Genomic DNA, 21365 nt, shown 5'->3' with positions numbered 1-21365 from the left:
ACACACTATAATTTCAAAGTTATGAAAAGAAAATTGGAAGCCGATTTAATCAGCATTGCGCACAGAATTTTACAGTTAAAAAATAAATCTGACATCAATCAATTGTATTTAGAAACTCAGAAATTATATGAGAAATTAGCTGTACTACGATTTGTAGATGAAAATTTTGGTGAAGTAAAACCAACTATTGGACTCACAGAAATAAACAGTAAAATTGCATCTATTTTTGATAGACCTGAGACAATTACTGAGCCTTCATTTGAAATAGAAGAAACTGTTATTGAAGAAACCGACTCCAAAAATGGTGTTGTTGAAGAAATAGCAGAAACTGCATCAGAAGAAATAGAAGAGGTAATGCCTGTATCTGAGGGGCAGGAAGAAAATGAAATAGAAACCGAAGAAGAGCAGGAAGAAGTAGCAATTGAAGAAATTTCTTCACAAAAAACTGAAGCAACAACTATTGAGGAAGTTGCAACTGAAACCCAAGGGGAAATTGAAGAAATTCAGGAAGACGAAATAATTCCAGCTTTCCAAATATCTCCAGTAGACGAAATCGAAACAGAACTGGAAACACCTAAGAAAGCGGAAGTGGTACAAATTTCTTTTGAAGATTTATTAGGCGGAAATTACAATGACACTTTTTTTGTCAAAAAGCAACAAATTGAGAACATTCCAACTGCTGTTGTAATTGAAACTCCGAAAGTGGACGAGCCAATTCAGTCGCCAAAATTAGAGGAAATCCAAACGGAAAACACTGAAAAATTAGAACCAAAAGCAGTGTCTCTAAACGACAAATTATCTAAAGGAATTAACATTGATTTAAATGACAGACTTGCTTTTATAAAACATCTTTTCGGGAATAGCAGCGAGGATTATAATCGCGTTTTAAGTCAATTAATCACTTTTGACACCTTCTACGAAACAAGAGATTTTGTTCAGGAAATGGTAAAGCCAGACTATAATAACTGGGAAGGGAAACAAGAATATGAAGAACGATTTATGGATATCATAGAGAAAAAATTCTTGTAAACTCATTTCAGCTTTGCTTAACAAGCAGTTCCATAATTTCAAAAAACGTTTTGGAATTAGAAATTTAATATAGCATTTATGTCAAAATTATATATCGTTCCTACACCCATCGGCAATCTTGAAGATATGACTTTTCGAGCCATTCGGATTCTAAAAGAAGTCGATTTGATTCTTGCGGAAGACACGCGTACGAGCGGAAAATTATTAAAGCATTTCGAAATTGGCACGCACATGCACAGCCATCACATGCACAATGAACACAAAACAATCGAAAATTTAATTTCCCGATTGAAAGCTGGTGAAACCATTGCGTTAATTTCTGATGCCGGAACTCCAGCGATTTCAGACCCTGGATTTTTACTGACTCGTGCCTGCGTTGAAAATGGAATTACTGTGGAATGTCTTCCTGGAGCTACTGCTTTTGTACCAGCGTTAGTGAATAGTGGGTTGCCAAATGATAAATTTATTTTCGAAGGTTTTTTACCTGAGAAAAAAGGACGTCAAACCCGTTACTTAGAACTAGCCGAAGAAACTAGAACCATGATACTCTATGTTTCCCCTCATAAATTAGTCAAAACACTGGCTGAATTTGTAACTTATTTTGGCGAAGACCGCCAAATTTGTGTTTCTAGAGAACTGTCTAAATTGCATGAAGAAAACCGAAGAGGAACTGCAAAAGAAGTTTTAGCTCATTTTGAAAAAACAGCGCCAAGAGGAGAAATCGTTGTCGTTGTAGCTGGTAAAACCATCGTTAAAGAAGCTAAAAAATCTAAATTTTCACCAGACGAAGAAATATGAATAATGCAAAAATTATAATCATCGGTGCCGGCTTGTCTGGTTTAATGATGGCCTATTTGCTTCAAAAAAAAGGATTTGAAGTTATTATATTGGAAGCTGAAAGTCGTATTGGTGGCCGTATAGAAACTCTTACTGGTTCTAACGGAGCAACAATGGAAATGGGCGCCACTTGCTTCAGTAAACCGCATCAAAATCTTATTGCATTATTAGAAGGGTTTAAAATACCCTATTTTAAACAACACACTCAAGGTATTTCTTTTTTTGAAACGATGTCTTTTGTGCCTCCACAAAAATTTGAAATTTCAGATAGTGAAGAATCTTCGTTTCGAATAGTTGGTGGAACAGCAAAATTAATTGAAAAATTAGTTGAAAAAATTGGCATTCAAAACATCAAAACTGACACTAAAGTAACAACTATAAAGGAAGTTGATAACTACTTAGAAGTTACAGATTACAAAGGAATTAAATATACAGCAGAAAAAGTCATCAGTACTTTACCCCCGCATTTGTTGGTTCAAACTATAAAATTCGAGCCTAATTTACCTGATTACATTCAGCAATTAGCCAAAAAAACACATACGTGGATGGGCGAATCGATAAAATTTGCTGTAGAATATGCAAGTCCATTTTGGAGAGAAAATAATTATTCTGGAGCGCTATATAGCCAAGCTAGCATCATTCAGGAAATGTACGATCACAGTACAGCTGACAATTCCGGATTTGCCTTAAAAGGATTTCTAAACGGCGGCACCTATACAATGTCAAAAGACGAACGACAAGAAAAAGTGATTCTCCAATTGATAAAACTCTTTGGCAACGAAGCCGAAAATTATATTGAATATCATGAAAAAATATGGCGTGAAGAACCACTTACTTTTTTCCCATACGAACAATTAGTTATGGGACATGAGAATAATGGTCACACAGATTATAAAACACCATTTTTGAACAACAAATTATATATTTCTGGTTCCGAAACTGCTTCTCAAAATCCAGGATATATGGAAGGAGCAATAGTGGCCGCCAAAAATATTGTCTCACAATTTTAACGAAATAAGCAGATGAACATAGATTCTTTTTTAGAAAAATTAAATAAAACTCCTGAAACTATTGCTTTCACAGAAACCATTGCGATAATTGAGGAAAACTATACTTTCGAACCAACAGCTTTCGAAAATGGAGTATTACACAATGTGGCGGGAGAGAATTCAGGTTCTTGTAAATTATTCGCTTTTGCGGAATTGCAAAACTTATCTGAAGCAGCAACATTATCTTGTTTTGGAGCATACTATTACGATGAAGTATTAAAAAATCCTGATGGAACCAATCACCAAAACATTCGTAACTTTATGAAAACGGGTTGGGAAGGAATTGCATTTTACGGAAGTCCTTTACAATTAAAGTAAACTATTTAATAATTTTGATTTCAGAATACAAAATCTAAAATCAAAAATCGTTAATCCTCAATCAAAAATCATATGCGTTGGACTATTAAACCCAAACCTTCCGAAGAGAAAATCAAACATTTGGCGCAAGCCTTAAATGTGGAAGATTTTGTGGCGCAATTATTAGTACAACGAGGCATTGAAACTTTTGAGGATGCCAAGAATTTTTTCCGTCCTTCTTTAGACCATTTGCATGATCCATACTTAATGAAGGATATGGAAAAAGCGGTGAAGCGAATCGAAAAAGCAATAGAGAATAAGGAACAAATTCTTGTTTTCGGTGATTATGACGTAGATGGAACCACGGCGGTCTCGCTCGTTTCTTCTTACTTAAAAAGCTATCATCCTGATGTAGCTACTTATATTCCGGATCGTTATAAAGAAGGCTATGGCGTTTCCTTTATGGGAATTGACTTTGCTGATGACAATGGTTTTTCATTAATTATTGCTTTAGATTGCGGTATAAAATCGATTGATCATGTCGCTTACGCAAAAGAACGAAACATTGATTTCATTATTTGCGATCACCACAGACCTGGAGATACATTACCTGATGCTGTTGCCGTTCTCGATCCAAAACGGGATGATTGTACGTATCCTTATGATGAATTGTGTGGTTGTGGCATTGGTTTCAAACTGATTCAGGCTTTAGGAATAAACAGAAATCAAACTATTAGTGATCTAGTTCCCTACTTAGATTTAGTTGCTGCCGCCATTGCTGCCGATATTGTTCCTATGACGGGAGAAAATAGGATCTTAGCACATTTTGGATTACAAGTTATCAATAGCGATCCAAGACCTGGAATAAAAGCATTGATCCATCAAATAAAAAAACAAACGTTAGATATTACCGATGTCGTTTTTATAATCGCACCGAGAATTAATGCGGCTGGACGTATCAAACATGGTAATCATGCCGTTGAATTATTAACCGAATTTGATTTTGAACAAGCACAACAATTTGCTTCCGAAATTGAAGCCTATAATTCAGAGCGCAAAGATTTAGACAAACTAATTACCAAAGAGGCTTTGAAACAAATCGATGAAAACAAGGAGAAAGAGCGATTTACCTCTGTCGTTTTTCAAGAAGATTGGCATAAAGGTGTAATCGGAATTGTGGCTTCTCGACTGATAGAAACTTATTATCGTCCAACATTAGTTTTCACAAAAAGTGGCGATAAATATGCAGCATCGGCTCGTTCTGTAAAAGGATTTGATGTCTATAATGCACTTGAAGCCTGCTCGGAACATTTAGAGCAATTTGGTGGACATATGTATGCAGCTGGAATGACTTTAAAAGAAGAGAACTATCTATTATTTAAAGAAGCTTTCGAAAAAGAGGTCGAAAAAACCATACATCCCGATATGTTGGTTCCAGAAATTTCGATTGATGCTGAAATCAATTTTTCTGATATCACTCCAAAATTAATCCGCATTCTGAAACAATTTGAACCTTTTGGACCTTTGAACATGACTCCTACTTTTTTGACAAAAGAGGTTAAAGATACAGGCTACGGAAAACTAATGGGACAGGAAGAGGAACATTTACGCCTTTTTGTAAAACAAAATGGTAGTGAAGGCATTGCGGCGATTGGTTTTGGACTAGGAGATAAATTTGATTTAACTACCAACCAAAAACCTTTTCAAGTAGCGTATTGTATTGACGAAAATGAGTGGAACGGAAAAGTTTCTATCCAACTAAGATTAAAAAGCATCAAGTAATGAGCTCAGAAAAGCCACTAAAAAAAGATCCATACGCCGCTTTACGATTTAAGGAATTCAATACTTTTTTACTGCTGCGTTTTGCTATGGTCTTTGCTTGGTCGATGCAATTCATCATTATCGAATGGCAAGTGTACAGTATTACTAAAGACCCTCTTTCTTTAGGAATTATCGGTTTAATGGAAGTAATTCCAGCTATTTCATTGGCATTATTTGCTGGACATATTGTTGATCAGAAAGAAAAAAAGGGATTATTAGTAAAATGTATCTTAGCATTCTCTGTCATCAGTTTTGGATTATTTTTACTGACTTGGCCAGTTGTAATTGGGGATATATCGACACAAACTATTTTATATTCTATCTATTTCTTGGTCTTTCTTGGTGGTTTAGTCAGGGCTTTTCTTGGACCAACCATCTTTTCTCTATTATCCTTACTTGTACCTAAAAAAGTATATCCTAATGCAGCGACATGGAGTAGTTCTGTTTGGCAAATTGCCTCAGTAGCTGGACCAGCACTTGCAGGATTTTCTATTACGCTTATAGGAGTGCATTGGTCGATGTGTACTGTTTTTGCTTGCTCAATTTTCGCTTTATTAGCATTGTCACAAATAAAGAAAAAACCAATTCTGAATCCTAAAATTGGAGAACCTGTAATGCAAAGTTTATCCGAAGGAATAAAATTTGTATTCAATAATAAAACAGTTTTAGGAGCTATCACACTTGATATGGTCGCCGTTCTTTTTGGTGGCGCTATCGCTTTACTGCCTATTTTTGCACAAGACATTTTAAAAGTAGGTCCTGAAGGTTTCGGTTTTTTAAGAGCCGCTCCTGCGGTGGGCGCATTTTTAACCATGATTATCACGGCTTATGTTCCTTTGAGTAAAAATGCAGGACTAAAATTGCTATCCGCCATATTTGCTTTCGGAATTTGTATCATTGTTTTTGGACTTTCCACCATTTTCTGGGTTTCACTGATCGCTTTATTCTTTAGTGGCGTTTTCGACGGAATCTCTGTAGTTATTCGTCAAACTATCCTACAATTAAAAACTCCTGATCATATGCGTGGTCGAGTTTCAGCTGTAAACTCAATGTTTGTTGGTTCTTCTAATGAATTAGGCGCTTTTGAAAGTGGTCTAACTGCTCGATTAATGGGAACTGTAACAGCAGTTGTTTTTGGTGGAAGCATGACGCTGCTTGTCGTTTTAACTACTGGAATTATTTCGCCTACTTTTAGAAAACTAGATTTGAGAAAAGATTTAGAGGAACACGAAAACGGGGAATAAATTATTTTATTATTTATAATTATTATAAATAATAACTATATTTGTTTTAAAATTTATCAAATGCAAGCAATAAAACAGATCTATATAAATGATTTTGGAACTTCCTTTTACTGGAGAAAAGATAATAAAATCATCCTTGACAAAGTACAATTGGTTTTCAGAGAGATGGGATTTTACTGCAACAAATTAGAACTTGAACAATTCAAAGAGTGTATTCAAGAAAGCTATATTGTAAACAGTGATTGTGCTGATTGTGAACTAAAGAGTAAATGCTACAAATTTTTATTAAAAACACCTTTTTCTCAAATTGATTTGGCCGTTACAATTGAAGAATTAAATAAAGTAAAAGACCTTGTAGAAGGCACTTTATTTAAAATTAATTTAGACGATTATTTATTTGGTGTAGGAATGAATTAGTTTTAGAATTTTTTGATTTCGAAATTTTCACCATCAAAAACGCCATAGGTAAAATAGCTAATCCAATCGCCCAGATTGACATATTCAGCATTTTCTCCTACCGTTAATTTCATTGGTAAGTGGCGGTGACCAAAAACAAGATAATTATAATGCTTGGTTTCTAGCTTTCTTTTGGAATATAAAATAAGCCATTCTTTATCTTCACCCAGAAAAGTAACATCTTCATCACCAGAAATTAATTTGTTTTTTACCGAAAGGTATTGCGCTAAACGAACGCCAATATCTGGATGAACCCATCTAAAAAGCCATTTGAAAAAAGGATTAGTAAATACCTTTTTCATCCGTTTATATCCTAAATCTCCAGGACCTTTTCCGTCACCATGGCCAATTAAGAATGTTTTATCTCCAAAAGTATATTCTTGATTGTCATGAAAAACGGGAATATTCAATTCTTTCTGGAAATAATCTTCCATCCATAAATCGTGGTTCCCTACAAAGAAATAAATAGGAATACCACTATCACGAATTTCGGCTAATTTGCCAAGAACACGAATAAATCCTTTTGGAACAACCGTTTTATATTCGAACCAAAAATCAAATAAATCGCCCAATAGAAAAATAGCTTCAGCATCCTTCTTTACTTCGTCAAGCCAAGCGACAAATTTTTGTTCTCTGGGAAAACTCAATTCGGGTGTTGGTGCACCAAAGTGTTGATCAGAAGCGAAATAAATTTTTTTATTGTTGGGTAACTGCATGAAGTTATAGTATAGATTTCATATTATCAGAAGCATACCATTCCGCAAAAGAAGAATCAGTTTCTTGTAATTTTAAAGAAAAAAGAGTGATTCCTTCTGGCAATCGATTGATGATTCTTTGTGAAAAATCAACAACCATGTTTTCGCTCGTTGGTTGATAATCCACTAAAATAACATGATGGCCTCGAGTCATTAATTCGTTAGCTAATTCTATGTGTGGCGTTGTGCCATTAAAAACTGTAGCATGGTCAAATTGATCTACGATTTCCTCTTTTACAATTTTCTTTAAATCTGTAAAGTCAATCACCATTCCAAATTTTACATTAGAACGATCCGTAATTGGTGATCCTATCACGGTTACTGACAATTTATAACTATGCCCGTGAACATTTTTACATTTCCCGTCATAGCCATATAAAGCGTGTCCGGTTTCGAAACTAAATTGTTTTGTGATTCTGATATTGCTCATCGGAGTTTTAATTTTGGTACAAATTTAATAAATAATTAATTAAAGTTCTTTGTCTCTTTTATTGGCACTGCTGTACATCCAATACGCTAACAAAACTAATACTACAAAAGGAATAAAAGATCCTATAATTACACCTACTTGATAGCCACTGTCCGTTGCATTTTTTAATTTTTCTTCAATATTTACTTTTTGAACAAGCGAAAGAATTGTCATGATGAGTTACTTTTTGAATTGTAATAAGGCATTTTTAGTAAAATCTGAAAGGACTAATCTCCCAGAAATAGCAGCGCGTTCTAATAACAGCGTATCCCACTCTTGGGTTCCTTCCCATATAACTTTTTTCATTTCTGTCAAAGCTTCAGGGTTGTAACTCGATAATTTGGAACTAAAATCAGTAATCGCAACAGCGAGTTCTTCGATAGTTTCAAATGTATTTGCATATAATCCTTTGGAGAAAGCCCAATCAGCTGATTTCCATTCATGTGCTGCCAAAGTCATTTCGGCCATTGCAGTCTTTCCAATTTTTCTAGAAACGGCAGGTTCTATAACGAATGGACCAATTCCTATTGCGAGTTCTGAAAGTTTTATAGATGCATTTTTGGTAGCCAAAGTATAATCACAAGCACACGCAATTCCCACACCACCGCCAACTGCTTTACCATGAATGCGACCGATAATCAATTTAGAACACGATCGCATTGCATTAATTAAATGAGCAAAACCAGAGAAAAAATGAGTTCCTTCTGACTCGTTAGAAACCGCTAAAAGCTCTTCAAATGAGGCACCAGCACAAAAAGCGCCTGAACCTTCACTTTGCAAAACAATAACCGAAACTAATTGATTAGAACTTAAACTATTGAATTCTGCTGTCAATCTGTCCAATAATTCTCTTGGAAAAGAATTACTTGCAGGATGACCAAATGTAATTGTAGCAATTTTATTTTCGATGGTTGTAGTAAGAGAACCAATTGTATTTTCTGATGGCATATCAATATTTTTAGTCTAAAATTAAAACTATTAAGATGAAAGACCCCTTTTTTATAAAGAATTAGAAGTGCCTTATACAAGTCACTTTTAAAACATGGAATAAAAAAGGCTCTGCAAAATTGCAAAGCCTTTCATTCTCTTGGTGGTGGAGAATATCGGATTCGAACCGATCACCTCTTGCCTGCCAGGCAAGCACTCTAGCCAAATGAGCTAATCCCCCAATTATGTAGCAAATATAGTATATTATTGTTTTAAAACTAAAAATATATCCTAAATATCGAATGAAGTAGTACTTATAAATTTTTCAAAATTAAAACGATTGTAACTATTAAATTACTGAATAATGAGATGACGTTTAACAGAAACAACCAATTATATAAAAATAGAAAGAGTTATAAAATTCAATTTATAAAGACATAATTAATGTTAATAATTGAAGAAAAATCAATCATCAGTCGCTTGTTCGCAACATTGGCAGTATATTCGCAAACTTAAAAATCATTTAAAATAAGACTTTAACAGTCTTTTACTAATCAATATATTATGACGCGTTTATTCTCAAACCTACTATTTAAAGTTTTTGTTGCCATCGTACTGGGGATTATTTTCGGCTTGTATCTACCGGAATCTGTAAATAGAATTTTCACCACTTTTAATGCTTTTTTCGGACAGTTTTTAAATTTTGCGATTCCATTAATTATAATGGGACTAATTATGCCAGCTATTTCCGATTTAGGAAAAGGTGCTGGTAAATTACTCTTACTCACCGCTGCAATTGCTTACGGTTCGACTTTATTTTCGGGCTTTATGACTTACTTTGTTGCATCGGGTATATTCCCACAACTTTTAGAATCTCATATTGCTACTGCAGCTGAAATTGGAAGTTCAGCTCCAGAACTAACTCCTTATTTCACTATTACAATCCCTCCAGCTTTAGATGTGATGACTGCTTTAGTTTTTGCTTTTGTAATTGGATTAGGATTGTCCTATCAAGAAAAATCAAGCTTGAAATTAGTGGTAAAAGATTTTGAAACAATCATCATGCAATTAATAGAAAATGTAATTGTTCCCCTATTGCCATTGTTCATACTAGGTATATTTGCAAGCATGTCCTTTAGCGGAAAAGTATTCTCAATTCTTTCTGTATTTATAAATATTATTGGTGTGATTTTCGCTTTACACATTATCTTATTACTACTACAATACACTATTGCGGGCATAGTTACAAAGCAGAATCCTTTCAAATTATTACTAAGAATGATGCCTGCTTATTTCACTGCATTGGGCACACAATCATCAGCCGCTACAATTCCTGTTACCTTAGAACAAACACTTAAAAATGGAGTTTCTGAAAAAATTGCTGGTTTTGTAATTCCGTTATGTGCAACAATACACCTTTCTGGAAGTACTATGAAAATTACATCTTGTGCAATTGCACTAATGATTTTACAAGGAATGCCATTTGATTTTACGTTATTTGCTGGTTTTATTTTTATGCTAGGAATTGCAATGGTCGCCGCGCCTGGAGTTCCCGGAGGAGCCATAATGGCGGCTGTGGGAATATTGCAATCTATGTTGGGTTTTAACGATGAGATGATCGGATTAATGATTGCTTTATATATTGCAATGGATAGTTTTGGTACTGCCTGTAACGTTACTGGAGATGGTGCCATTGCATTAGTTGTGGACAGAATCACTAAAGAAAAATTGATTTCATAATTCCATATCTCAATTGTACAAACTATATTTGATTTAAACTTCAAAATCCTGGAACACCGAGATTTTGAAGTTTATTCACAGGTTTTAATTAAAAGAATTCCTTTGAACTTTTCCATAAGCAATCACCATGTGTTTTTACAAAACAGCACATTTGATCGAGAATAGCACACAGCAATTGATAAAAAAAGTTCAATTTATAGTAAATTTTAATATACAAAAGCTCAAAAAAGCCAGGATTACAACCGAAATTAATACTCAATTTTCCCAACAGTTCTCATTATTCGAACAATTTTAGACTTTCTATTATTAATATACGAAGAGGAGCTTGTCGCTTTAAATTTTCTTGGATTAGGTAAAATTGCTGCTATTCCTGCAGCTTGAATTGGTGTTAGATTAGTTGCGTCTTTACGATACCAATGTTGTGTTGCTGCTTGCGCTCCGTAAACACCATCGCCCATTTCAATACTATTCAAATACACTTCCATGATGCGTTCTTTGCCCCAAATGATTTCAATCAAAACAGTAAAATAAGCTTCTAACCCCTTTCTAAGATAACTGCGTCCTTGCCAAAGAAATACATTCTTTGCCGTTTGTTGTGATATGGTACTTCCACCTTTTATTCTTCGACCTCTTTCATTTCCTTTATAAGCTTTTTGCATTGCCTTAAAATCAAAACCGTTATGTGTCAAAAAAGTTCCATCCTCACTAGCTATTACCGCTTTTTGAAGATTCATGGATATGTTTTTAATTGGTTCCCAGTCATGACTAAAGTGTAATTCCTTGCCAGCCGTTTTGTTTTCGATAGCCCGAATGACCATCAAAGGTGTAAATGGAACAGGAACAAATTTGAAAAGCACGACAAAAAACAAGGAGATCCCAAGGAACCACAATAATGCTTTGAATAAAAAATGAGATAATTTGCTCATAAAAGAGGTCGATTCTTTTGTAACGGGTTGCTTTGTTTTTTTTGAGGTTATTTTCGTTGCCATTATACTAAATCTGCTAGTTCTGTTCCTATTAAACTTCCTATCGCTACACCCATTCCGCCTAATCGTACTCCACAATATACGTTATCCGATAACTGAGAAACAATCGGATTCTTGCTATTGCCAATACCCATAATACCACTCCAGCGATGGGCAATTTGAAAATTTTGATTCGGCAAAATTACTTCTTTTAATAATTGTTCCAATTTATTTTGCACTATTTCTGTTTGACCAAATTCGGTAGTATTTTCCGTCACAAAATCTAAGTTTCTTCCGCCACCAAGTAAGATACGATTGCCAATATTTCTAAAGTAATAATAGCCTTTATCCAAGTGGAATGTTCCTTTTATGTCTAAATCTTCAATAGGTTCCGTTATCAATACTTGAGCCCTTGCAGGTTGAACAGCGGCATTAGTCAAGAAATTCGCAAAACCATTTGTAGCAAACAATATTTTTTTTGTTTTAAAAGTAAAATCATCAAGCGTAACTTCAACTTCATTTCCTTTATCTAAATAAGCAGTTACCGTTTGTTGATTTAAAATTAAAATATTCTCAGAAAATGCATTTTTCAACAATGCCTGCATCATATTACCCGTATCAATCTGTGCTTCAAAAGGATTAAACACTAAATATTCCTGAATACCAGCAAACCCAAAACGGTCAATTTGCTTTGCAAAAACATCACTTTTAAAAAGTGGCTTTAAAATTTCATTAATAAAAGGTAGCTTTCTAATACAATCATTGTAACCGTTTTCATCTTCCTTTAAAAAAAGTTCATAACCTCCATAGGGTTTAAAATCTATAGTTGCATCACCCAGCCTTCTTCGCAACAATTGTAATCCTTCCCAACGTTTTTGAATCAGCCGAACCACCTCTTCCTCTGAATGAGATTTTAAATCATCTATAATTTCGGAGATGCTTCCAAAACAAGCGAAACCAGCATTTTTAGTACTCGCGCCTTGTGGCAACATTCCTTTTTCTAGAACTAGAATTTTGCTTTCTGGAAATCTTTCGCGCAAGCGTAATGCGGCGTGCAGACCAACTATCCCACTTCCCACGATAGTATAATCTACATTTGTAAACCAATTTTTCAATTCCCAATAACTCAAATTCATATCTGAAATTTTTATAAAAATAATAATTTTCTGGAGCTAATCCCGCTATCCGCTATAATCTTTGTTTTTTTTCAAAGAAAAAAACAAAGGATTTCCGCTTCTATCGCGGCTAAAAAGCATTCACTTAAACCAAGAAAGATCGAAAAAAATTGGCTAATTTTATCCTTCGAAATAAAACTTTTTTTAAAATGAAAAAATTACTGTTAATGCCATTATTAATGATGAGTTTAAGCGCCATGGCACAAAATGTGATGACACCCGAATTGCTTTGGAAATTAGGAAGGATAACTCCTTTAGGTCTTTCTAACGATGGAAAAAATATCGTTTATCAAGTAAATTACCCCTCTGTAGCTGAAAATAAATCAGAAAACAAACTGTATACTATACCTATTAATGGTGGTAAACCAACTGAAGTAAAGGATACAAAAACGTTACTGAAAGACAAAAATATTTCTCCTGATGGAAAATATATTGTTTACAACGAAGAAGTAAAAATAGACAAGGTTCTTGGAAAAGATTTTTATCCTGACTTACAAAAATCAGATGTTCAAATCTACGATGCACTAGATTATCGTCATTGGGACACTTGGAATGAAGGTAAATTTAATCACGTTTTTTATAAAGAAAACAAAGAAGGTGCTGTAGGAATTGATCTTCTTAAAGGAGAAAACTTCAATAGTCCGCAAAAACCTTTTGGCGGAGATGAAGATTATATTTGGTCGCCAGACAGTAAAAGTATTCTTTATGTATCTAAGAAAAAAGCAGGAACACAATACGCGACTTCTACCAATACAGACATTTACGAGTACAATCTAGAAACTGGAAAAACGATAAACAGAACCGAAGGAAATCTTGGTTATGATATGGGACCACAATTTTCTCCTACAGGAAATTTGACTTGGTTACAAATGAAGAGCGATGGTTACGAAGCGGACAAAAACGATCTAATTGTAAGTTTCAAAGGCATGAAAATGAATTTGACTGCTAATTGGGACGGAACAGTAGATAGTTTTATGTGGAGTAAAGATGGAAGCAAAATCTATTTTGTAGCACCAATCGATGGAACAAAACAATTATTTGAAGTTAATTTCCCTGGAGTAACTAGAATTGCCATTACTGTTCGCCAAATTACAAATGGTGATTTTGATGTAAATTCAATCGTAGGTTTTTCTGGAGATAACGTGATTGTAACTAGAACGGATATGAATCATGCTGCCGAAATTTTCTCTTATAATTTGAAGAAAAAAAATTGGAACCAATTAACTAATGTAAATACAAGCACTTATAATTCTTTGGCGTTAAGCAAAACCGAAAGAAGATATGTGACTACAACTGATGGTAAAAAAATGTTAGTTTGGGTTATTCTTCCACCTAATTTTGATGCTACTAAAAAATACCCAACCTTATTATATTGTCAAGGTGGACCACAATCACCATTAACACAAAGCTATTCTTTCCGTTGGAATTTTCAGTTGATGGCCGCTAACGGTTATGTAGTTGTAGCGCCAAATCGTCGTGGAATGCAAGGTCATGGTGTAGAATGGAATGAGCAAATTAGTAAAGATTGGGGTGGACAAGTAATGCCAGATTATCTATCAGCTATTGACGATGTTGCCAAAGAGAAATACGTTGATGCAGATCGTTTGGGATGTGTTGGTGCCAGTTATGGAGGTTATTCTGCATTTTATTTAGCAGGAATTCACAACAATCGTTTCAAAACATTCATTGCTCATGATGGCGTTTTCAATACTCAAAGCATGTTCGGAACTACTGAAGAGGTATTCTTTAACAATTGGGATTTTGGTGGAGCCTATTGGGAAAAAGATAATGTTGCTGCTCAAAAAGCATACAATGAATTCAACCCTATTAATCACGTTGATAAATGGAATACCCCTATTTTAATTATTCAAGGTGGAAAAGATTTCCGCGTAGCAATAGGACAATCGCAAGAAGCTTTTCAGGCAGCTCAATTACGTGGAATAAAAAGTAGATTCCTGTATTTCCCAGAGGAAAATCACTGGGTTTTGAAACCGCAAAATGCACAAGTTTGGCAAAAAGAGTTTTACAAATGGTTAAAAGAAACTTTGTAACACATTATTTTTTAAGAACATCAAACCTCACTTTTCAGTGAGGTTTTTTTGGCTTTAAAATTTTCTGAATATCTTAACTCTAAAGCCTTTTCTAATTTTTATCTTTGAAAAATGGACAACAAAAAAAGCTACATACCGATAAAAGTGCTCATTAGCTACCTGGTTTTGGTACTTCTATTTGGAAGTGTGGGTTGGTTTTTATATTCAGAGAACAATAATTTCTCTACCAATGAGAGAATATTTGCGGAGAAAAACAATTCTGTTTTAAAAGTCAGTACCATATTATCGAATTTATATGAAACAGAAAGTTTAGCAAGAATCGCTATACATTCTGAAGCTTCTACTGACTTTAATGCTTATTTAATAAAAACAGAGATTTTAAAAGTTTCCATTGACTCCTTGAAAGCATTAGTTTCTACTCAATACCAAATCAAATTACTGGATAGTGTCCAAATTCTACTATCTGAAAAGACAAAAAACATCCAACAGTTAAAAGCTATAAAAAGCAAAACTGAAGATGAAATTGCCGTGAGTAATGCCATCAATGATTTAACTAAAATGGAATCGTCGATGAGAAATTTACAAATGGAAGATTTTGTAAAGCATCCTGCCAAAATGGGGGAATATCAGCGAAATGTACTCAAGAAATATGTCGCCTATCTTAATCAAAATATTCCAGACGACAGCACTAACACGCTTAGCAAAAGAGAATCTGACTCGATAGTTAGTGTTTCAAAAATGCTACTAAATGAGGTAAAACGAGAAACCTCAAACAAGAAAAAGTTATTAAGCGCTGAAGAAAATAAATTGATTAAAAATGAACTCTCAATTTCTGCTCAGGTACGAAAAGTATTTGGAATTATAGAACGAGAAATAATTCTAAACACAACTGCTAGGTATTTAGAAACTGAAAAATCTTTAAAAAAAACAAACCAGATTGTTACCACTGCCGCAATAATTGGATTATTACTGACCTCGTTTTTTTTATTTCTAATCTTAAACGATTTTTCAAAAACACAATCTTATAAAAAGCAGCTAGAAGAAGCTAATCTTAAGGCTAAAAAGTTATTGATCAGCAGAGAACAATTAATTTCGACAGTAAGTCATGATTTAAAAACACCGTTAAGTACTATTTTAGGCTATACTGAGTTACTGGGAAATTCAGATTTAAACAACAAGCAGCTGCATTTTACAAAGAACATCAAGGGATCTTCTAATTATATATCGAAACTTGTTCAAGACTTATTAGATTTCACACAAATTGAAGCAGGAAAAATTACGGTAGATAAAATTCCTTTCTTATTGCCTGATGTAATTAATGAAGTAGCTAACAGTATTCAATCCGTTTATTTTCAAAAAAAAATAGAACTTACTGTCAAAATTGATGATAAACTGCAACAAAAAATCATTGGCGATCCGTTTCGATTAAGACAAATACTATCCAATATCATTGGAAATGCCTTTAAATTCACAGAGAAAGGATTTATAAAAATAGATTGCAAAATAAATTTAGAGACTAAAACCGTAACTATACGAATTGAAGATTCTGGCATTGGAATAGATGAAAAAAGTCAACAATTAGTTTTTGATGAATTCACACAAGCGGATGAAAAAATAGAAAAAAAATATGGAGGAACCGGTTTAGGTCTTACAATTTCTAAAAAAATGACTGCTATCTTAGGTGGAGAATTAAGTTTAAAAAGTCAGCTAGGCAGAGGAAGTACTTTTCAAATTGAAATTCCATTATCATTTGACGAGACTTTATCTCAACCAGAAAAACTGATTGAAACAGTTAAAAAAGAATATACCGCAGTTATTATTGATGACGATGAAAGCCTGCTACAACTAACAACTGAAGTATTAAGACAAAATAAATTTGTCATTTTCCCTTTTAGCAAAGCTGCAGATGCCCTTACTTGGATAAAAAATAATCCTTTCGACTTCATTATTACTGACATTCAAATGCCTATGATGGATGGATTTTCATTTTTAAAAGAATTGAAAAATAACTCCCATACAAATTATAATGATCAACCGGTAATTGCAGTCACCGGAAGAAATGATTTAGATTTAGAATACTATAAGAGTGCAGGTTTTGCAACTCTTATTCAAAAGCCCTACACGCCAAAAACAATATTGACTACCATTAAAGCAGTTTTGAACAATACTGTGATTCCAATAAAATTTAAAACAGAAAAGAATGCTATAAACAAAAATAAATCTTATTCACTAAAGGCATTAAAATCATTTATTTACGAGGACGAAAGTGCTTTAAAAGAAGTTTTGCTGTCATTTATGACGAGTACCAACCAAAATTTAGATCTTTTAGATCAAGCAGTTACAGATTCAAATCATGAAGAAGTTAAAAATATTGCTCACAAAATGAATCCAATGTTTAAACAGATAAAAGCATTTGAGGTAAGCACTCTTTTAGATCAATTAGAACTTAAAAATCTGGATTTAACTGAAATCCAAAATATAGTTCTTGATTTGAAGAACAAAATCAAACTACTATTCATACTTCTAGAGAAAGAATGATTTAATTTATATCGTATAGTTTCAACTTATTATACAAGGTTTTTCTGTTTATTTTTAATAGTTTAGCTGCCTCCGTTTTATTATTATTAGTTTTATTCAAAGCCTCTAAAATGGTTTCTTTTTCATTTTCTGACAAGGAGAATTCAACAGTTAAATCTTCCGCATTTTGAAAAAACTCTGCCGGAAGTGCATCTTTCTCGACAAAATCCCCTTTTGTCAACAATGTTGCTCGTTTGATACAGTTTTGAAGCTCTCTAAGATTTCCAGGCCATTTGTAATTTTGAAAAATGATCATCACTTCAGGAGAAAATCCAATCACATTTTTATTTAATTCCTGATTTGATTTCTCCAGAAAAAAATCTGAAAAAAGCATCAAATCTTCATTTCTTTCGACTAACGAAGGAGAGTGTATTGAAAATTCATTTATTCTGTGATACAAATCTTCACGGAAATCTCCCTTTTTCACAGCTTCTCGCAAGTCTTCATTTGTCGCTGTAATAATTCTAATATCTACACCAATTTCTTTATTACTGCCTACAGGTTTTATTTTTCGTTCTTGTAACGCTCTTAGCAATTGTATTTGATTTTCATACGAGAGATTCCCTATTTCATCTAAGAATATAGTTCCACCATTTGCAGCTTCAAAAAAACCAACTTTATCTTGTATGGCACCCGTAAAAGAACCTTTTATGTGTCCAAAAAACTCACTCGCGGCAAGTTCTTTTGGAATTGAACCACAATCAACTGCAATGAAAATAGCATTTTTTCTAGAACTGTTTTCGTGAATACTTTTTGCAATTACTTCTTTTCCAGTACCGCTTTCGCCAATGACGAGCACGGACATATTTGTTGGACTAACAAGTTTTATATATTCCGCAAGTTTTAGAGAAGCTTTAGAAATCCCTTTTACAAATTTATCATCTGGTTTTATCGTGGTGCGCTTTGCAGCTTTTGGTGATGCTAAATTTTCTTTTGACGTAAACTCCTGATTTGATAAAGTCTTTGTAATAACTAAAAGTACTTCTTCAGGATTAAATGGTTTTGAGATATAATCTGCAGCGCCATTTTTTATAGCTTTTACAGCAGTACTTACATCAGAATAACCAGTCATTAGTAATACTGGGATATTAGGATGTGTCGTCTTAATTTCAGACATAAGCTGAATTCCATCACAATCAGGCAATCTTAGATCAGTAATAATAAGATCAAAATCGGTAACCTTTATTTTAGCTTTCGCTTCTGATGCTGAAAATGCAGTCACAACCTCAAAAGATTTCTTTATTAGAAATTTTTCTAATAATTTACAAAAAGGTACATCATCTTCAATCAATAAAATTTTTGCCATTACCATTTAACTTTTAAGGCTAAATTAAAGTTATTTAAATAGTATTGTATTAATTTTTTGCAAAAAAAAGAGAGACTGTTAAAAACAATCTCTCTTTTAAAAAAATAAATTCTACAAATTGTTTATAATTCCAGTTCCCATTAGCACCCGCATGCACAGTAGCTTTAAGGTTTTTAACTGTAATCTTTAGTTTATATTATTTTTTCTTGAATCTAAAATATTTCTACTGTAGCGCTCAAATACGCAAATAAATACTTGTAAGATGCTTTAAAATCTCTAAAAACATTTCTAAAGATAAGAGTAGCGTCTACCAGAAATTATTGTTTTTTCAGTGCTTCAGTTGCTTCTTTAGTTTCTTTTTGAATCCATTTTCCGTTTTCGTCAGCAAAAAGATTCCCTTTTTTCTCTCCAACAGTTACATCTAGTTTGTATTCTTTTTTAGCATTAACAAATACTTTATCTAACGTTCCCTCTGGAAATGCAGTTTTAAAAGCGTCTTTAATAGCTGCGGGAACTTCTTCTAATTTAACCTCGGTGTATTCTTCCTGAAGTGAAACTGTTTTAATTACTTCAGTAGAAGTTGGAACTACTGTTGCATAAGTTGATAAACTTCCTAAAACGATTGCTGCTGATAAAATTATTTTTTTCATGATATGCATATTTAAATGTTTCTAATTATTTTTTCTCTGGTGTTTCTGATGCTTCTTTTTGAATCCATTTTCCATTTTCGTCAGCAAAAAGATTCCCTTTTTTCTCTCCAACAGTTACATCTAGTTTGTACTCTTTTTTAGCATTAACAAATACTTTATCTAATGTTCCTTCTGGAAATGAAGTTTTAAAAGCCTCTTTAATAGCTGCGGGAACTTCTTCTAATTTAACCTCGGTGTATTCTTCCTGAAGTGAAACTGTTTTAATTACTTCAGTAGAAGTTGGAACTACTGTTGCATAAGTTGATAAACTTCCTAAAACAATTGCTGCTGATAAAATTAATTTTTTCATGATACTTACTTTAATAGTTAATTATAATATTGATTATTTACCTTAATAGAATAATCGTACCATTAAAAATTACAACTAATAAATATATACATATAGCTCACATACAAGTGCTTAAGAATTATAACGAAAAAAACAAAACTGCGAATAATGGGTAATTTGTTATTTAAGACGGGTAATTTTTACACACTTAAAGAAAATTTCGATAAAATTTAAAAATAAAAAAACCTTGCATCGCTGCAAGGTTTCTTAATATATAATGATATTATCATTTATTCTGGATCATTCATTTTAAAAGTATCCATAAATGCGGTTGTATAATCACCTGCTATATAACGAGGATCATCCATTAACTGTCTGTGGAAAGGAATAGTTGTTTTAATACCTTCGATAACAAACTCATCTAATGCTCTTCTCATTTTACTAATCGCTTCTTCACGTGTTTGCGCTGTTGTAATCAACTTTGCAATCATTGAATCGTAATTTGGCGGTATCGTATAACCTGAATACACATGTGTATCTAAACGAACACCGTGTCCTCCTGGCATGTGAAGCGTTGTAATTTTTCCTGGTGAAGGACGGAAATCGTTAAAAGGATCTTCTGCATTAATTCTAACCTCTATTGCATGCAATTTAGGTAAATAATTTTTTCCTGTAATTGGAACACCAGCAGCAACTAATATTTGCTCACGGATTAAGTCATAATCAATAACTTGTTCTGTAATGGGATGCTCTACTTGAATACGCGTATTCATTTCCATGAAATAGAAGTTGCGGTGCTTATCAACTAAAAATTCTACCGTTCCTGCTCCTTCATATTTAATAAATTCTGCAGCCTTTACAGCGGCTTCTCCCATCTTTAGGCGTAAGTCCTCTGTCATAAATGGAGACGGAGTTTCTTCTGTCAGTTTTTGATGACGTCTTTGTACTGAACAATCTCTTTCTGACAAGTGACACGCTTTTCCATAAGAATCACCAACAATTTGAATTTCGATGTGGCGTGGCTCTTCAATTAGTTTTTCTAAATACATGCCGTCATTACCAAAAGCAGCAGCTGATTCCTGACGTGCACTTTCCCATGCTTTCAGCAACTCATCTTCTTTCCATACTGCACGCATTCCCTTTCCTCCACCTCCAGCCGTAGCTTTCAGCATTACTGGAAAACCAAATTCCCTTGCAAGTTCCAATGCTTGTTCGTATGATTCTAAAATCCCAACTGATCCTGGTACACAAGGAACACCTGCTTCAATCATAGTTGCTTTAGCAGAAGCTTTGTCTCCCATTCTATCAATCATTTCAGGAGAAGCCCCAATGAATTTGATACCATGTTCTTGACAAATTTTTGAAAATTTAGCATTTTCAGAAAGGAATCCGTAACCTGGGTGTATTGCATCTGCATTTGTAATTTCTGCAGCAGCAATTATATTTGACATCTTCAAGTACGACAAGTTGCTTGGAGGTGGACCAATACAAACTGCTTCATCTGCAAATTTTACGTGTAGACTTTCGGCATCTGCAGTAGAGTAAACAGCTACTGTTTTAATCCCCATTTCTTTACACGTTCTAATTATACGTAAAGCAATTTCCCCTCTATTTGCAATTAATATTTTTTTAAACATCTTTTATTGATTTAAAATTCAAATAACAAATTCCAAACTCCAAACTTCCAGA

Annotated in this window: 20 protein-coding genes and 1 tRNA gene; 10 read left to right on the top strand and 11 right to left on the bottom strand. The window is 33.6% G+C overall.

Going from position 1 to position 21365, the window contains the following annotated elements; genetic code table 11:
- Positions 1–21 precede the first annotated feature (21 nt).
- The 7 genes from LNP27_RS05310 to LNP27_RS05280 all read left to right on the top strand — a co-directional run bounded on the left by LNP27_RS05310 (position 22) and on the right by LNP27_RS05280 (position 6694).
- Positions 22–1029: a hypothetical protein gene (locus tag LNP27_RS05310; RefSeq protein WP_229943531.1), complete on the top strand. Its 1008-nt coding sequence runs from the start codon at positions 22–24 to the stop codon at positions 1027–1029.
- Between the two features lie 78 nt (positions 1030–1107).
- A complete protein-coding gene (gene rsmI, locus LNP27_RS05305; RefSeq protein ID WP_229943530.1) occupies positions 1108–1827 on the top strand; it encodes a 16S rRNA (cytidine(1402)-2'-O)-methyltransferase in 720 nt (239 codons plus the stop codon).
- The gene (locus LNP27_RS05300) at positions 1824–2876 is read left to right on the top strand and encodes a flavin monoamine oxidase family protein (RefSeq protein WP_229943529.1); all 1053 of its coding nucleotides are present in this window, start codon (positions 1824–1826) and stop codon (positions 2874–2876) included. Before rsmI ends, LNP27_RS05300 begins: the two co-directional genes overlap by 4 nt.
- Before the next feature lie 12 nt (positions 2877–2888).
- Positions 2889–3233 (top strand): HopJ type III effector protein, encoded by a 345-nt coding sequence (locus LNP27_RS05295; protein ID WP_229943527.1) that lies wholly within the window; start codon positions 2889–2891, stop codon positions 3231–3233.
- Positions 3234–3305: 72 nt separating this feature from the next.
- Positions 3306–4994 (top strand): single-stranded-DNA-specific exonuclease RecJ, encoded by a 1689-nt coding sequence (recJ, locus tag LNP27_RS05290; protein ID WP_229943525.1) that lies wholly within the window; start codon positions 3306–3308, stop codon positions 4992–4994.
- Positions 4994–6277, top strand: coding sequence for an MFS transporter (locus tag LNP27_RS05285; RefSeq protein WP_229943523.1), 1284 nt, complete (start codon positions 4994–4996; stop codon positions 6275–6277). The genes recJ and LNP27_RS05285 overlap by 1 nt, the downstream gene beginning before the upstream one ends.
- Before the next feature lie 60 nt (positions 6278–6337).
- Positions 6338–6694, top strand: a complete 357-nt coding sequence (locus tag LNP27_RS05280) for a hypothetical protein (protein ID WP_229943520.1) — start codon at positions 6338–6340, stop codon at positions 6692–6694.
- Between the two features lie 2 nt (positions 6695–6696).
- On the opposite strand, the gene LNP27_RS05275 is transcribed toward LNP27_RS05280, so the two are convergent.
- From LNP27_RS05275 to LNP27_RS05255, 5 genes are all read right to left on the bottom strand, one after another.
- A complete protein-coding gene (locus tag LNP27_RS05275; RefSeq protein WP_229943518.1) occupies positions 6697–7449 on the bottom strand; it encodes a UDP-2,3-diacylglucosamine diphosphatase in 753 nt (250 codons plus the stop codon).
- Positions 7450–7453: 4 nt separating this feature from the next.
- Entirely contained in the window at positions 7454–7918 is a 465-nt protein-coding gene (locus LNP27_RS05270) for a 6-pyruvoyl trahydropterin synthase family protein (protein WP_229943517.1), read from the bottom strand.
- Positions 7919–7957: 39 nt separating this feature from the next.
- Positions 7958–8131 carry a hypothetical protein gene (locus tag LNP27_RS05265; RefSeq protein WP_229943516.1) on the bottom strand — a complete coding sequence of 58 codons (174 nt, stop codon included), beginning with the start codon at positions 8129–8131 and terminating at the stop codon, positions 7958–7960.
- A 6-nt stretch (positions 8132–8137) separates the two neighbouring features.
- Positions 8138–8905, bottom strand: a complete 768-nt coding sequence (locus LNP27_RS05260) for an enoyl-CoA hydratase/isomerase family protein (RefSeq protein WP_229943515.1) — start codon at positions 8903–8905, stop codon at positions 8138–8140.
- A 143-nt stretch (positions 8906–9048) separates the two neighbouring features.
- Positions 9049–9125: transfer RNA gene (locus LNP27_RS05255), tRNA-Ala, on the bottom strand.
- Between the two features lie 323 nt (positions 9126–9448).
- Between LNP27_RS05255 and LNP27_RS05250 the strand changes: the two genes are divergently transcribed.
- Positions 9449–10624, top strand: a complete 1176-nt coding sequence (locus LNP27_RS05250) for a dicarboxylate/amino acid:cation symporter (protein WP_229943514.1) — start codon at positions 9449–9451, stop codon at positions 10622–10624.
- Between the two features lie 248 nt (positions 10625–10872).
- Here LNP27_RS05250 and mtgA read toward each other — a convergent pair whose 3' ends face one another.
- Positions 10873–11613, bottom strand: a complete 741-nt coding sequence (gene mtgA / locus LNP27_RS05245) for a monofunctional biosynthetic peptidoglycan transglycosylase (protein ID WP_229943513.1) — start codon at positions 11611–11613, stop codon at positions 10873–10875.
- Positions 11613–12725: an NAD(P)/FAD-dependent oxidoreductase gene (locus tag LNP27_RS05240; RefSeq protein ID WP_229943512.1), complete on the bottom strand. Its 1113-nt coding sequence runs from the start codon at positions 12723–12725 to the stop codon at positions 11613–11615. Before LNP27_RS05240 ends, mtgA begins: the two co-directional genes overlap by 1 nt.
- 188 nt (positions 12726–12913) lie before the next feature.
- On the opposite strand from LNP27_RS05240, the gene LNP27_RS05235 reads away from it, so the two are divergent.
- Positions 12914–14815 (top strand): S9 family peptidase, encoded by a 1902-nt coding sequence (locus tag LNP27_RS05235; protein WP_229943511.1) that lies wholly within the window; start codon positions 12914–12916, stop codon positions 14813–14815.
- Between the two features lie 111 nt (positions 14816–14926).
- Positions 14927–17353: an ATP-binding protein gene (locus LNP27_RS05230; protein WP_229943508.1), complete on the top strand. Its 2427-nt coding sequence runs from the start codon at positions 14927–14929 to the stop codon at positions 17351–17353.
- 1 nt (position 17354) lies between these two features.
- Here the strand turns inward: LNP27_RS05230 and LNP27_RS05225 are convergent, their stop codons facing one another.
- The 4 genes from LNP27_RS05225 to accC all read right to left on the bottom strand — a co-directional run bounded on the left by LNP27_RS05225 (position 17355) and on the right by accC (position 21313).
- Positions 17355–18698 carry a sigma-54-dependent transcriptional regulator gene (locus tag LNP27_RS05225; RefSeq protein WP_229943506.1) on the bottom strand — a complete coding sequence of 448 codons (1344 nt, stop codon included), beginning with the start codon at positions 18696–18698 and terminating at the stop codon, positions 17355–17357.
- Positions 18699–19015: 317 nt separating this feature from the next.
- Positions 19016–19348 (bottom strand): hypothetical protein, encoded by a 333-nt coding sequence (locus tag LNP27_RS05220; protein WP_229943504.1) that lies wholly within the window; start codon positions 19346–19348, stop codon positions 19016–19018.
- Positions 19349–19373: 25 nt separating this feature from the next.
- Positions 19374–19697: a PepSY-like domain-containing protein gene (locus LNP27_RS05215; protein ID WP_229943503.1), complete on the bottom strand. Its 324-nt coding sequence runs from the start codon at positions 19695–19697 to the stop codon at positions 19374–19376.
- Positions 19698–19966: 269 nt separating this feature from the next.
- The gene (accC, locus tag LNP27_RS05210; RefSeq protein ID WP_229943501.1) at positions 19967–21313 is read right to left on the bottom strand and encodes an acetyl-CoA carboxylase biotin carboxylase subunit; all 1347 of its coding nucleotides are present in this window, start codon (positions 21311–21313) and stop codon (positions 19967–19969) included.
- Positions 21314–21365 lie beyond the last annotated feature (52 nt).

The sequence above is a fragment of the Flavobacterium galactosidilyticum genome (assembly GCF_020911945.1).
Lineage (GTDB): Bacteria > Bacteroidota > Bacteroidia > Flavobacteriales > Flavobacteriaceae > Flavobacterium > Flavobacterium galactosidilyticum.
Note: the sequence above shows the minus strand (reverse complement) of the source record. Positions and strands in the feature narration are given on the sequence as shown.

What these genes read in the sequence shown, in the direction of transcription:
- LNP27_RS05310 (WP_229943531.1), top strand. Translation starts at nt 22, where the DNA reads ATGAAAAGAAAATTGGAAGCCGATTTAATCAGCATTGCGCACAGAATT.
- rsmI (WP_229943530.1), top strand. Translation starts at nt 1,108, where the DNA reads ATGTCAAAATTATATATCGTTCCTACACCCATCGGCAATCTTGAAGAT.
- LNP27_RS05300 (WP_229943529.1), top strand. Translation starts at nt 1,824, where the DNA reads ATGAATAATGCAAAAATTATAATCATCGGTGCCGGCTTGTCTGGTTTA.
- LNP27_RS05295 (WP_229943527.1), top strand. Translation starts at nt 2,889, where the DNA reads ATGAACATAGATTCTTTTTTAGAAAAATTAAATAAAACTCCTGAAACT.
- recJ (WP_229943525.1), top strand. Translation starts at nt 3,306, where the DNA reads ATGCGTTGGACTATTAAACCCAAACCTTCCGAAGAGAAAATCAAACAT.
- LNP27_RS05285 (WP_229943523.1), top strand. Translation starts at nt 4,994, where the DNA reads ATGAGCTCAGAAAAGCCACTAAAAAAAGATCCATACGCCGCTTTACGA.
- LNP27_RS05280 (WP_229943520.1), top strand. Translation starts at nt 6,338, where the DNA reads ATGCAAGCAATAAAACAGATCTATATAAATGATTTTGGAACTTCCTTT.
- LNP27_RS05275 (WP_229943518.1), bottom strand. Translation starts at nt 7,449, where the DNA reads ATGCAGTTACCCAACAATAAAAAAATTTATTTCGCTTCTGATCAACAC.
- LNP27_RS05270 (WP_229943517.1), bottom strand. Translation starts at nt 7,918, where the DNA reads ATGAGCAATATCAGAATCACAAAACAATTTAGTTTCGAAACCGGACAC.
- LNP27_RS05265 (WP_229943516.1), bottom strand. Translation starts at nt 8,131, where the DNA reads ATGACAATTCTTTCGCTTGTTCAAAAAGTAAATATTGAAGAAAAATTA.
- LNP27_RS05260 (WP_229943515.1), bottom strand. Translation starts at nt 8,905, where the DNA reads ATGCCATCAGAAAATACAATTGGTTCTCTTACTACAACCATCGAAAAT.
- LNP27_RS05250 (WP_229943514.1), top strand. Translation starts at nt 9,449, where the DNA reads ATGACGCGTTTATTCTCAAACCTACTATTTAAAGTTTTTGTTGCCATC.
- mtgA (WP_229943513.1), bottom strand. Translation starts at nt 11,613, where the DNA reads ATGGCAACGAAAATAACCTCAAAAAAAACAAAGCAACCCGTTACAAAA.
- LNP27_RS05240 (WP_229943512.1), bottom strand. Translation starts at nt 12,725, where the DNA reads ATGAATTTGAGTTATTGGGAATTGAAAAATTGGTTTACAAATGTAGAT.
- LNP27_RS05235 (WP_229943511.1), top strand. Translation starts at nt 12,914, where the DNA reads ATGAAAAAATTACTGTTAATGCCATTATTAATGATGAGTTTAAGCGCC.
- LNP27_RS05230 (WP_229943508.1), top strand. Translation starts at nt 14,927, where the DNA reads ATGGACAACAAAAAAAGCTACATACCGATAAAAGTGCTCATTAGCTAC.
- LNP27_RS05225 (WP_229943506.1), bottom strand. Translation starts at nt 18,698, where the DNA reads ATGGCAAAAATTTTATTGATTGAAGATGATGTACCTTTTTGTAAATTA.
- LNP27_RS05220 (WP_229943504.1), bottom strand. Translation starts at nt 19,348, where the DNA reads ATGAAAAAAATAATTTTATCAGCAGCAATCGTTTTAGGAAGTTTATCA.
- LNP27_RS05215 (WP_229943503.1), bottom strand. Translation starts at nt 19,697, where the DNA reads ATGAAAAAATTAATTTTATCAGCAGCAATTGTTTTAGGAAGTTTATCA.
- accC (WP_229943501.1), bottom strand. Translation starts at nt 21,313, where the DNA reads ATGTTTAAAAAAATATTAATTGCAAATAGAGGGGAAATTGCTTTACGT.